General features: G+C 68.6%; 10 protein-coding genes. 9 read left to right on the top strand and 1 reads right to left on the bottom strand.

The features are described 5' to 3' along the window. Positions 1–333: 333 nt before the first annotated feature. The 6 genes from KVT45_RS22475 (at position 334) to KVT45_RS22450 (ending at position 7,997) form a co-directional block, all read left to right on the top strand. Complete coding sequence (locus KVT45_RS22475) at positions 334–882, top strand: peptidylprolyl isomerase (protein ID WP_217550131.1); 549 nt, start codon at positions 334–336, stop codon at positions 880–882. 261 nt (positions 883–1,143) lie between these two features. Further along, positions 1,144–3,522 carry a hypothetical protein gene (locus tag KVT45_RS22470; RefSeq protein ID WP_217550129.1) on the top strand — a complete coding sequence of 793 codons (2,379 nt, stop codon included), beginning with the start codon at positions 1,144–1,146 and terminating at the stop codon, positions 3,520–3,522. Positions 3,523–3,696: 174 nt separating this feature from the next. After that, entirely contained in the window at positions 3,697–4,167 is a 471-nt protein-coding gene (locus KVT45_RS22465; protein WP_217550127.1) for a hypothetical protein, read from the top strand. 940 nt (positions 4,168–5,107) lie between these two features. Beyond that, positions 5,108–5,647 carry a hypothetical protein gene (locus tag KVT45_RS22460; RefSeq protein ID WP_217550125.1) on the top strand — a complete coding sequence of 180 codons (540 nt, stop codon included), beginning with the start codon at positions 5,108–5,110 and terminating at the stop codon, positions 5,645–5,647. Positions 5,648–5,650: 3 nt separating this feature from the next. Next, entirely contained in the window at positions 5,651–6,766 is a 1,116-nt protein-coding gene (locus KVT45_RS22455) for an MAB_1171c family putative transporter (RefSeq protein ID WP_217550123.1), read from the top strand. A gap of 28 nt (positions 6,767–6,794) precedes the next feature. Next, positions 6,795–7,997 carry an amidohydrolase family protein gene (locus KVT45_RS22450; protein ID WP_217550121.1) on the top strand — a complete coding sequence of 401 codons (1,203 nt, stop codon included), beginning with the start codon at positions 6,795–6,797 and terminating at the stop codon, positions 7,995–7,997. 43 nt (positions 7,998–8,040) lie between these two features. Here KVT45_RS22450 and KVT45_RS22445 read toward each other — a convergent pair whose 3' ends face one another. Further along, positions 8,041–8,946 carry a helix-turn-helix transcriptional regulator gene (locus KVT45_RS22445; protein ID WP_217550119.1) on the bottom strand — a complete coding sequence of 302 codons (906 nt, stop codon included), beginning with the start codon at positions 8,944–8,946 and terminating at the stop codon, positions 8,041–8,043. Positions 8,947–9,320: 374 nt separating this feature from the next. Between KVT45_RS22445 and KVT45_RS56450 the strand changes: the two genes are divergently transcribed. The 3 genes from KVT45_RS56450 to KVT45_RS22430 all read left to right on the top strand — a co-directional run bounded on the left by KVT45_RS56450 (position 9,321) and on the right by KVT45_RS22430 (position 11,634). Beyond that, on the top strand, positions 9,321–9,467 hold the full coding sequence (locus KVT45_RS56450) for a hypothetical protein (RefSeq protein WP_254647168.1): 147 nt from the start codon (positions 9,321–9,323) through the stop codon (positions 9,465–9,467). Positions 9,468–10,030: 563 nt separating this feature from the next. Next, positions 10,031–10,936: a helix-turn-helix domain-containing protein gene (locus KVT45_RS22435; RefSeq protein WP_217550117.1), complete on the top strand. Its 906-nt coding sequence runs from the start codon at positions 10,031–10,033 to the stop codon at positions 10,934–10,936. A 5-nt stretch (positions 10,937–10,941) separates the two neighbouring features. Then, positions 10,942–11,634, top strand: a complete 693-nt coding sequence (locus KVT45_RS22430; RefSeq protein ID WP_217550116.1) for a hypothetical protein — start codon at positions 10,942–10,944, stop codon at positions 11,632–11,634. The last annotated feature ends 24 nt before the right edge of the window (positions 11,635–11,658 follow it).

Raw genomic sequence — 11,658 nt, 5'->3', positions numbered from 1 at the left:
GCTTCCCACCTGGTGCTACTTCCTCTGGAACCTCAGGTCCCAGTCTCCAGGTGTCCACGATCAAGGGGAAGCTTCACACCACCCGACCTGGCAACTTGACGGCCTGGCCAGCGTCAGCATCTGGCTGGTTACCCGTACGGCGAACCGGCACAGCGCCCCCTCAGGCTGGCACCGCAACAGCGAGCCACCCACTGCCCAGCCGCGCAGGCCGCCTTGCGCGGGCGCTCCACCTCCGCCTGCCGACTCCGTGTCTTTACGCCAGTGAGGGTAAATAGCCTGCTTCGATGCGATGAGGCCGCTTTCATCCGCAAGTCGCAGTGCAGGACGGATCACATGAAGCAAGAATTCACCGCGACGATCAGCACGTCGCTGGGGCAGATCCTCGTGAATCTGTTCCTGAAAGAAGTAAGGGAGCCCGTCATCCAGTTCCACGCTCTCGCGTCGGGGACCGGGAGCTGGGTAGACCCGCGAACCGGCAGCATCGGGATCGGCCCGATCTACGACGAGACGATCATCCACCGCGTGATCGACGGAGTCATGATCCAAGGCGGAGACCGGATGGGCGATGGGACCGGCGGCCCAGGGTTCTCACGCCCGAATGAAATCCATCCCGATCTGACGTTCGAGCGGCCTTACATGCTGGCCCTGACTGCCACCGAACCAGACGCCATCGGCTCGCAGTTCCTCATCACGACCCGGCCAGCGCCGGACCTCAACGGCCTGCACACGATCATCGGCGAGGTAATTCAAGGACAAGACGTCGTCGACGCCATCGCCCACGTCCCGGCAGACCAGGACGGCCGCCCCCGGGAGGAAGTAGTCGTTCACTCCATCAGGACCAACCGCTCCCCCTTCGAAGGGGATCCGTACATCGACATCTGAACACGCCATCAAGCGGGCCCAGCCACGGGCCGCACCCCAGGCCGCCCATCCCCAGCACGGGCGCCGGTTCAACGCCAGCTGGGGCACTCGCGGCGAACCGCAGTTCAGCCTGTGAACGGCAATTTGGTGATAGCTAGCGTGACCATCGCGAGGCATAGCCGTAGCTCGTGGAGCGTTCTCGGTGGCAACTGCCTTGGCCAGTCGCACCGTTCTGGGTTGACTCGTGCCGCGTTCGGCGGTGGCAGTGGGAGGCTTGGCGTCGTGAATTCAAGGAGATATCTCGGGCAGGCCGCCATGGAGGCCGCCGTCCTTCCCTCCCGGGCGGCCTATCTGATCGCAGCCGGCAGCGAGGCCGGGTTCCGGGCCGCGGTGATGCAGGCCAGCAGTCGATGGGGCGGCATGACCGAGCCCATCGTCGAGGCGTCGGCATCGGGCCTGTCCGAGCAGCACGAGCAAACCGTCCGTATCGCCGGCGTCGAGGCGCTCGTCAATGTCGATGCTGATCCTCTGGCTGCTGGAAAGATCGCGGAGAGTCTGAGGCTGCCCGTCGTCGCGCTCGCGGACATGCGGAAGGACGCACTGGCGTACACCTGTTCCCCAGACGAGGTCAGGGAGTTCACGGATGCGTCGTATCCTCCGATCGCGGCGAGCCCCGACGGGCCACTGTGGCAGTTGGCTGTGGCCGGCGGCGTGGACCCGGGCCAGCGTGAGTACGCCTGGGTCAGTGAGCGGCAGGACGAATTCGGCCGTTACCAGCTGCGGAACGACAGCAGGATCCAGGGCACGGTCGACCAGTTCGGCGAGTACCGGAGCACCACCCCGGGGCACACCCCGCTGGTCCTGTGGGTCGCCGAGGAAGACGGGTTGGCGGACAGCCTCGGCTTCTGGAACACCCGGGCCCTGCGGCCGGTGGACACGATCGACATGCCGATGCTCCTACTGCCCGGGGCCGACGATGTCAGGCACTGGCTGGATTTCCCGAAGCAGGTGGCGTATCACCTCGCGTCCCGCCCGGGCCAGTTCGCTCCCGATGTCGCACTCGTCAGCCGCTCTGCATCGCCGGGACAGCTACGGGAACTTGCCTCTGTGCTCGGCCTGGTCACCACCGCCGAGGAGCCGCGGGCCGGAGCGCGCATCCCCGAACCACCGGCCCGAACCGCCCCGTTCACCTTTCGGACAGACCTGGACCCGTGGGACTGGGTGGTGTTCGAACGCCGCTACGGGGTCCCGACGTCCTTCGACGCGCAGGTCTTCGCCGACGGGCCGAGCACTCTGCGCTTCGCCCAGCCCGTCCGGTTCAACGGGCGCGCCGGGGCCCTCGTGAGGTTCTGGGGCGAGCCCCTGCTCGGCCTGCCCGCGCGCCCGTCCATCGCCCGGCTCGTCCACCGCGACGCCCAGTGGCGGGACGGCACGCTGCAGCTCGCGCTCCTCCCCATCAGCCATCAGCTGGCCTTCCAGGTGACGTTCCCCCTGCTGCCGCGGGCCACCGAGCAGCTGCTGGACGACGTATCCGTCACGCACCAGCTGTCCTCGGCCGGCCGCCTGGGCACGGCCCTGACAGAGCGCGCCGACAGCTCCGCGCTCCTTGACCCGGGTGTCTACGAGGCGGCCATCGCCCTGACCACACCGCGGTCCAAGGAGCTGATGAAAAGGCTGCAGGAGCTGCGGGCCGACGGCAGCCCGGATGCCGACCTCGCCGAACTGGCCGCCACGTGGGGCGGCCGGTCCGAGCGCCGCTATCTGCCTGCCGACAAACTGTCTAACGTCCGGGCGGAGGACCGGGCGGCTGCGCTGGAACGGCTGTGCGCCCTCGGTTGGGCCGAGCGTGGCCTGGAGAGCGCCTGCCCCTCGTGCGCGAGCCGCTCCTTCGTGCCGCTCCATCAGACCAGCGGCTCCCCGCGGTGCCCCGGCTGCGGGGCCGTGTCCGCCTACCAGTCCGACGGCGTACCGATCGCCGTGCACTACCGGCTCGACAGCTTCACCGACCGAGCCAGCGACAACGGCCTGCTGCCTCATCTGCTCGTCATCGCCGAGCTGTGCCGGCGCAAGCCGCGCTCCCACTTCCTCCCCGGCACCGACGTCACCTTCGCCGACGGCCGCCAAGAGGAGGTGGACATCTTCGGGATCTGGGACGGGAAGGTCCTCTCCGGGGAAGTGAAGACCTCAGCCTCGGAGTTCGACGAGGCACAGCTGCAACGGGACGTCGCGCTGAGCAGGCGGCTCGGAGCCGACATCCACCTGCTCGCCTCGGTCACCCCGGTCGGAGAGGAAGTCCGGGACATCGCACGAGAACTGTGCGAAGCAGCTGGGCTGGAGCTGGAGGTCTTGGACCAAGCCGTCCTTCGCCCGCCCGTCCACAAGGCCGCTCCCGCGACCGCCGCCGACGGCCTCGGCTGGCTGCGCACCGCGACCGCCGACCTGGTCTCGCTGATAGAGGAGGGCAGGCCCATCAACCGCGGCCGGGCAGCGCAGATCCTCAAGACCGCTTCCGGCGGCGGCGCCCCGGTCCCCGGCCACATCGAGGCCCTCTCATGGGCGCTGAGCGAGCGCGGGGACGGAGCCGTGGAGCTGCTGCGCGGCCTTCTCGACGCTCTCGACACCGCGATCCGGGAACACGACGCCGCCAAAGAGAAGGAGTAGAGACAGCTCGGCGGCTACCAGCCGCCGAGCAGGCGCAGCCCAGCCGGGATGACACACGTACAGCGCATAAGCAACTCACCTGACATTCCCGAAGCGGTGCACGGTCTCCTGCGAGGCCGATGGCCGAACAACGCACATTTACCGACTATGGCGTCCCGCTTTACCGTCTGGCCCATGCCGTGGATAACGCTGGCCAGCGCCGTCGTCGGCGCCCTGATCGCGACCGCCTCTGCCGCCCTGCTCGACCGCACTCGATGGCGCCGGGACAAAGACGAGCGCCTGCTCGCTGCACGCCGCACCCTGTACAGCGAGTACCTTGCCGTCCTTTCCCAGGCCCGCAACGCCTTCCGCAGCCTCGCCCGGACCGATGGCCTGGGTCCGGCCGAGCGGGAACACGCCGCCCGCGACAGCTTCGCACCGTGTTACGGCATGCGGTACCAGATGGCAGTCACGGCCACACCGGACGTCTTTGCAGCCTCCGAGCACGCCTTCCGCCGCCTCCGGGATGTACGCGACCTCGCTGCCGCCGGCACCCGCGCGGACGACGGAGCCTACGCCCACGGCCGCACCGAATACGAGGCCGCTCTCGGCCAGCTAGTCGACGCCAAGCGCCTTGGCCTGGGAGCCGACCGCGCACCCGTCTAGGACATCCCGAACCGGCTTGGAACAGCCGCCCCGGAGATAACTCGCCGCCCGTGTACCCCGTGTGCCTGTCACCCCTGGCCTTATTTGCGGTCAATAAAATTCAGAGCGTCACACCGCCCCGTAGGGGCGCGCCACCGCCTCCACACCATGAGCAGATATAACACCCATGCTGGACATACTTTCGCTCGCCGGGCGACCCAGAGAGCGCGTCAGAGTGGCCGAAAATATCACCACCGCACAACCGGCACGGCGATGCATCATCCAGCAAATGCCGCACAGAGGTGACCACCCCCACATCCACACTTTCACCATGGCCGACTGACGCCAACTTGACACCTATTACCGCTACGCCCGATTACTCCCCCCAAAAAGATCTCGAAAAGATAACAGAAGTGTGCGTATACAAGAGGAGTGCGACCAGTATGAACACAAGGCGAAGTGCCAGCTCACACTCATGATCGTTAAAGCGATGAGTCGATTTGATACTTTTCTGCGCCCCGATCGGCACCTCTCCGTTGGCTACCGAGGGGTACTTTCCAGCCTTGATCTCTAACGGGCTTCACGTAAGGTCCGAGTGACCCCGGGGGCCTCATCGAAGGATTCCTAGCGGGGTGATTGCTGTTCGCTCTAGTGACCGATGGTGTACGGGGCAGAGCATCTGCGTCCTCGTGACCCGCTCACGAATGCGGACACAGACGCGACTTCCGGTACCGGCCTGGGCTCTGTGATCACCCTCGTGCGTACCGCCGGGGCCAGACAACGTTGACCCGTGGTGGCTGGGGCATGGCTCGCGCTCCGAGCCATGCCCCAGTCGGTACGAAGGGATTGCTCAATGTCTCCCGGAGGAAACCGCCGCGGCGGCCCGGAACCCGCGGTGCCGGCGAGAGCTCGGGTGAGCCTGCGCCGACTGGGACGGTGGCGTACGGCTGAGCGACGCACCGTGGAACGCGATCTCCACCGTCGGCTGCGCCAAGAGCTGCGCAGCCTGGGCGTCGTCCCGCCGCTTGACGTGGACAGGCTGGTCAAAGCTCTGAGCGAACGGCGTGGCCGCCCCATGGTCCTGCGCCCCTGGGCTCTGGAGAAGCCTGGGCCCTCGGGACTCTGGATCGATTACCCGCAGATGGACGTGATCCTCTACCAGGAGGAGACGACCCGGCTGCACCAGCGACAGATCATCCTCCACGAGGTCCTCCACGTCCTCGTCGCCGAGTGGGACGAGACCAAGGAGAACGCTCCAGAGATACCTGCGGAGGAGTTCATCGAGTCCTGGTCCGACCTCGTTCCTGACCTGGATCCCAAACTGATCCGGCGGGTCGCGGCACGCTGCTCGTACGACGACGCCGAGGAGTGCTCGGTCGAGCTGGCGGCCACCATCATCCTGGAGTGGTCCTCGGTGGTCGACGCGCTCCCGGCACTGTCGGAGGATCCACGCGTGCGTCGAGTGCAAGCGGCTCTGGGCGACCGGCGAGGGTGGTTGTAGACCGTGGCCCAGTACCTTCTGCTGATCATCGCGGGTGCCGTCGTGTGGCGGCTCTACCTGTGGTGGCGTGCACCGGACGATGCTCCGACCCGGTCGGTGGCGCTGGCTCTGCTGAACATGGGCCTGTCGTACCCGGTGGCCATGCCTGGCGGCGCCCACGGCATCGACACCCTGGCCGGCCACGGGATGGCGCGGCTCGTCCAGAACCTGCTCCTGCTGCTGGCCATGTACTTCCTGATGTGCTTCTACCTGTACTCGGCCGACGGACCGGCCGCGCACAGTCGCGCCCGGCGTGAGGCCCTGGTCATGGGCCTTGTCGCGGTGGCGATCACCGTGGCGGCGGTGAGCGTGCCGGATCAGGAGCTGGGCGCGCCGTACGCGACGGTGGACATGACCGTGCTGCCGATCTTCTTGTTCTACACCGTCGCCGGCCTGTACATGATGTATGCCGTCGGTGCGGCGGGGTGGTGGTCGGCCCGCTACGCGCGCATGTCCACCCGTCCGTACGCCACCGGGTTGTGGATGGCGGCGACCGGTCTGGGCGGGATGGCGCTGGCCTGCGCGATCCGCGCCGTCTTCGTCACCATCCGGTGGACCGGCGGTCTCGTGCCGATCCGGATCAACACCTACGTGTCGGTGCTCCTGGTGGTCTCCAGCCTGGCATTCGCCGCCGGCGTCACCTATTCCGTGGCGCGCGCGAAGATCACCGCCACGAAGCTGTGGCTGCGCCGGCGGCGGGACCACCGCAGGCTTGCACCCTTGTGGCAGCTGCTTATCGAGGTCTATCCGGAGAACCAACTGCGTCCCGCTTCGCAAGGGGTGTGGGACCGGTGGCGATCGCGTGGAGTGCATCGCCGGTACCACCGGCGGATCGTGGAGTGCCGTGACGGACTGGTGGATATCAGCCCTTACGTGGTGCACGAATGGGAAGGTGTCAACGTGCTGGACCTCGGGCCGGCGCAGTTGGCCCAGCGTCTGCGCACTGCGGCCGAGATGGTCAAGCAGGGTGTCCCGGCTCCCGGGCCGGCGATCGCGCTGGCCGTACCGAAGGGAGACGACACGAACGCGGACGTACACCAGCTGCTTGCGGTGTCGGAGAACCTCCGGCGGGCCGCGTGACCTGGGCAGGACAAGGAGACGAAAGCACATGCTGATCACGGCAGGCCGGGTCCTGACCGGTTCCGGAACATACCTGGAGGACGGTGCCGTCCTCGTCGAAGGCGATGCGATCGCCGCCGTGGGCCCGCGCACGCAGCTCGCCGAGCACGCAGGGCCGGACGGGGTGCACCTCGCGTTTCCCGACGCGACCATCGTGCCGGGACTCATCGACGCCCACGTTCACCTCGTGTTCGACGGCAGCGCCGATCCCCTCGCCGCGCTCCACGAGTCCGACGACGATGCCCTACTCGCGGGCATGCGCCAGCGCGCAGAACAGCTCGTCTCCAGCGGCGTCACGACCGTCCGGGACCTGGGTGACCGCAACCACCTAGCCCTGCGCCTGAGCGGCGAGATCGAACAGCGGCGCACGCGGGGACCGCGGATCGTGTCGGCAGGCACGCCGTTGACGGTGCCCGGCGGGCACTGCCACTTCCTGGGCGGCGAGGTCTCCGGCGAGACCGCGGTCAGGGACCTGGTACGCCGCAACCTGGCGGCCGGAGCCCGCGTGATCAAGGTCATGGCGAGCGGCGGCGGTCTGACCAAGGACGGCCCGAAGAGCTGGCAGCCCCAGTTCTCCGCGGGCGAGCTGCGGGCCCTGGTGGACGAGGCCCACCAGGCCGGTGTGCCGGTGGCCGCGCACGCCCACAGCGCGGCCGGCATCACGGCCGCCGTGGAGGCCGGGGTGGACACCATCGAACACTGCTCCTGGATGACAGAGGACGGGTTCGCCCTGCGCCAGGAGGTCCTCAAGAAGATCGTCGAGCAGGGCATCGCGGTCTGCCCGGCCGTCAGCCCGCACTGGCAGATGGCGGCCCGCGTCTTCGGCGAGGAACGCACGAAGGTCCTGTTCGGACAGGTCCGGGAGATGGCAGAAGCCGGTGTACGCCTGATCGCCGGAACCGACGCCGGGGTGCAGCGCACCGGGTTCGACGGCACGCTGGCCGACGCGCTCGGCTTCTACGCCCACCTGGGCATGCCGAACGCCCAGGTCCTCGACATGGCGACCACCGAGGCCGCCGACGCCCTCGGAATCGGCGGGTCGACCGGCCGCATCCAGCCGGGGTTCAGCGCGGACCTGCTGGTCGTCGACGGCGACCCACTGACCGACCTGAGCGCGCTCAAGGACATCCGCGCCGTCGTCGCCGCAGGCCAAGTGCACAGTCCGGGGTCACGGCCCGGGCAGCAGTCCTAGACCGTTTCCGGCCTGCGCCCCTCTCGTGGGGGCGCAGGCCGCGTTACGCGGAGCCGTCCTCCTGCTCCGCCATCTCCGCCGCCAGCTGGTTGATCAGCGCCAGCGTCTTGGGCGGCAGGCCCCGCCCGCCCAGGCCACGGGCCCTCACCCGGCCCACGGCGCCCTGCCTCGCGCCAGCCAGCAGCTGCAGACCTTCATAGACCTGGGCGGCCACCGCCTCGTCCGCTTCGAAGTACATCCGCGACACACCGAACACGGCAGCCAGCGCGTCCAGAACCACCGGGGCCGCCGCGTCCATGACACCGGTCCGCAGATCCTCGAAGTCGTTCTCCGTGAGGACATTCGCGCCCGCGTGCGCGTTGACCGCAGCCGCCATCTCCTCATCCGAAGGAGGTCCCTGCGGGCCGGGGTAGGAGCGCTGCAAGATCAGGGTGATTTTCTCGCTGAGGGACTCCGGCGGCCGGCCCGAGTCCGCAGCCATGGCTTCCTGGGTGCCGGGCTCCGGCTCTGTGCCGTTCTTCCTCGCCTCTGCGGCGGCGAAGGAACGATCCTCCGCCCGACGCAAGTCCATCTCGCTGACCCCGTACTTCGCCGCCAGGACGGGAATGTACTTGGCCTGGAGCCGACGCTCCCCACGTTCGGCTCCCGCGACGGGGCTGGCGCTCTTGGTGCCGAGCACAGCCGCCGTCTCCTTCTGGTAGATGCCGGCATCACAGCGGAGATCGGCCAGATCGGGCAGTCCGACACGGGGAAACAGGACGTTCAGATCGCCCCGGAGTGCCGCGGCGTAGGCAGGGAGCTTCTCCGGGTCGGGCGCGCTGTTGCCAGCCTCCCAGTTCGCCACCGCGGAGTCGGTCATACCCAGCTCTGCCGCCACCTCGATCTGGTGGCGATCAGCTGCTCGCCGAACACGGCGGGCACGGTGCCGGTCGAACTGGCGGGCAGACATCTGACCTCGAATTCTCTCCAAAATGAAGCGGGCACATCGTGTTGACTTTCACTTCTACCAAGAATAGCTTCAGCTTAGCGATAACGAGGCAGACCTGCACGTCAGTGGCCTCTCGAATCGCCCGCAGTCCCGCCGGGCGGCGGTGAAAGCCGCCCCACACCGGGCCCTCTCGCCCTCATCAGGAAGTCCGCACGATGTCGCACCAGCTCTTACGCCGTCCGGCGTGACGTACACCGCGGCACCCGCATCACGCACGATGCCGGAGGCACAGATCGCTCTGGATCCTCGGCCGTCGGCGTGAGGCCAACGGTGACAAGAGTGACGTTGCGCCCTGTCGGGGTCACGTCGGCCCACAGCGCTGCACGGTCTACCGCATGCCTCTCGCCGCCGAGGCGGTCGCCCAGGCCCAGCACGAGCAGCAGGAGGAAGACGGCGACACGGCGGCGGCAGATGAACATGCCGCCATGTTCGGCGCCGCCCAACTCACACTGCTCCGCTTCGCGTCGCGGCACGGCTCATGAAGAGCGGCGCCAAGATCGCCGCCGAGTACGCCGAGGCCATCAGTCTGCTGTCTGCATCACGGCCTGCTGCCTCCATCCGTAGATGCATGCGCCGCCGCCCGCAGCTGCGACTTGTAGAGAGTCCTTTAGCAAGGTCTGGATCTTGCCGCACGGCCTGCATATGTTCGTCATCCCTCGCCGGGCACCCCGCCCGGCAGCAGACGACGCTAGGAGCCATGTGCTGAACGGGCGATATAGCCGGCTGAGATAACCCCGAACACAGCGACGGCGCCCAGGGAGCGGTAACTCCCGGACGCCGGACGCCAGATGGCACTCCTGCCCCGGCAAGGGCGGAGTTTCACCCACCTTCACCGCACCGGCCCTTTCCACGGGGCACACCGGCGCGGGCTTCACTACGGAGGAGAGTCTTCCATGCCGCCTGCCCTGCGCAAAAGACCGGTGTCCCCGGCTCGCGCGGCAGCCGTCCTCGCTTCGCCGCTCGGCTCCCTGACCGCGCACCGGCTGTTCTGCGCCGTAGCGCCGGAGCTGGTGCCCAGGTCCCGCCGCATTGGGGCGGTGACCCGATGAGCCGGGACACCCGTGAGTGGGCGTGGGAGTACAGCGCCAGCCGCGGAAACGCGCGCCTGGTCCTGCTGTCGATCGCCGACCGGATCCCGGACGAGCAGTGCGTCGCCTGGGCGTCCCTCACCTCGCTGATGAAGCGTACGAACGCCAGCCGCAACGCCGTGCGCGCTGCTTTGGCCGCCCTGGTCGAGAACGGCGAATTGGAGGTGCTGGACGACCTCGACGGCCCGCAGCACAGCACGGTCTACCGGCTTTCCCGCGCCGCTGCGTGGCTGGCCAAGGTCGCGGCTGCCCGCATGGACGATGCCGAGGCGTACGTCGCGCCCCCTGCCGAGTCCGATCCGGTGCCCGACCTGGACATTGAACGGCTGCGCAGGCACGGGATCCGGCCCCGGACCGGGTCGGAATCAGACCCCCGTCGTCAGGATCTGACCGGGTCGGCTTCTGCACCCCCTCGTCGGAACTTGACCCCTCCCCGGGTCAGAGTCCGACCCTCCTCCGGGTCTGAATCTGACCCCCAGAACCGTAGTGAACCGAAGGTGAACCGTAGGTACAGCAGCAGTGGTGCTGCCGACCTCACCTCCGTCGAGGACTGGCAGGTCGACGACGCCAGCGTGTCCTGGGCCCAGCAGCAGGGGCATCTAGCCCGCCTCGGCGAGCACGGTCTGGAGGCTGCCGACGCGAAGTGGCGCCACCATCGAGCCTCTTGGAGCCCACGGCCCGCGTTGACCTGGGCTGCTGACTGGCGGAGCTGGATCGCCCGCGAGCACAGCCCCGCGCCCCAACGCGCAAATCTCTACGCCCTGCCCGGCGGCACCCCCGCGCCGCAGGCCGGCATGACCCGCGCCGATGCGCACATGGCCGCCCTGCTCGCCGCCGTCGACAAGCGAACTGGAACGGAGTAACTACCTTGAACCACCGCGAAGTTGCTGCCGTGCTCACCTATGCCGGCCGCCTCGACCCCCGTCTCATCCGCACCGACCCGGGCGAGGCTGACAATCAGCTCGACACCTGGCACGAGCTGCTCGGCGATGTCCCTATGGCCACCGGCCGGGGCTGGGACGTGCGCGAGATCGTCCGCAAGCGCATCGTGAGTTCCCCGTATCCGATCCTGCCGGCCGACGTGGCCCGCGAATGGCAGGCGTACCGCCGCGACCGGCTGGTCCGACACACCGATCCGACCCCGATGGCCGACCCGGACAATCCGGAAGCCTGGAGGGCCGAGCTGCTCGCGGCGCGCGACGCCGTGGCTGCCGGGCAGGCGGCCCCCTCGCCGCACCGTGGGATCACCGCCGGGCGCCATCGGCCGGGCCTGAAGGACCAGCTGGCCGCCGTCGGCCGATACATCCCGTCCGCCGTGCGCGCCGAGCTGGCCCCCTACCGTCCGGCCCGCGCCGCCCGGGAAGCCGCCATCGCCGAAGGAGGACCCGATGTCCTCGGCGTGCCGTGCGAGTGGTGTCACGCCCCTGAGGGCGAGCCCTGCCGTCGCCGTCGCCTCACCCTCGACGGCACCGCCCGGGGCAGCGCACCGCGTGCCACGGCTCACCCCGGCCGTATCGACCGCGCCCGGGCTGCCCAGCGCCATCAGGCGTCCACCGCCTGACCGCAGCCCGCTTCCTCACAGAAA

This window comes from Streptomyces sp. GbtcB6 (genome assembly GCF_019091475.1).
GTDB classification, from domain to species: domain Bacteria; phylum Actinomycetota; class Actinomycetes; order Streptomycetales; family Streptomycetaceae; genus Streptomyces; species Streptomyces hyaluromycini.
The sequence above is the reverse complement of the archived record's forward strand: the minus strand, read 5'-3'. Positions and strand labels throughout refer to the sequence as shown.

What these genes read in the sequence shown, in the direction of transcription:
- KVT45_RS22475 (WP_217550131.1), top strand. Translation starts at nt 334, where the DNA reads ATGAAGCAAGAATTCACCGCGACGATCAGCACGTCGCTGGGGCAGATC.
- KVT45_RS22465 (WP_217550127.1), top strand. Translation starts at nt 3,697, where the DNA reads ATGCCGTGGATAACGCTGGCCAGCGCCGTCGTCGGCGCCCTGATCGCG.
- KVT45_RS22450 (WP_217550121.1), top strand. Translation starts at nt 6,795, where the DNA reads ATGCTGATCACGGCAGGCCGGGTCCTGACCGGTTCCGGAACATACCTG.
- KVT45_RS22445 (WP_217550119.1), bottom strand. Translation starts at nt 8,946, where the DNA reads ATGTCTGCCCGCCAGTTCGACCGGCACCGTGCCCGCCGTGTTCGGCGA.
- KVT45_RS56450 (WP_254647168.1), top strand. Translation starts at nt 9,321, where the DNA reads ATGCCTCTCGCCGCCGAGGCGGTCGCCCAGGCCCAGCACGAGCAGCAG.
- KVT45_RS22435 (WP_217550117.1), top strand. Translation starts at nt 10,031, where the DNA reads ATGAGCCGGGACACCCGTGAGTGGGCGTGGGAGTACAGCGCCAGCCGC.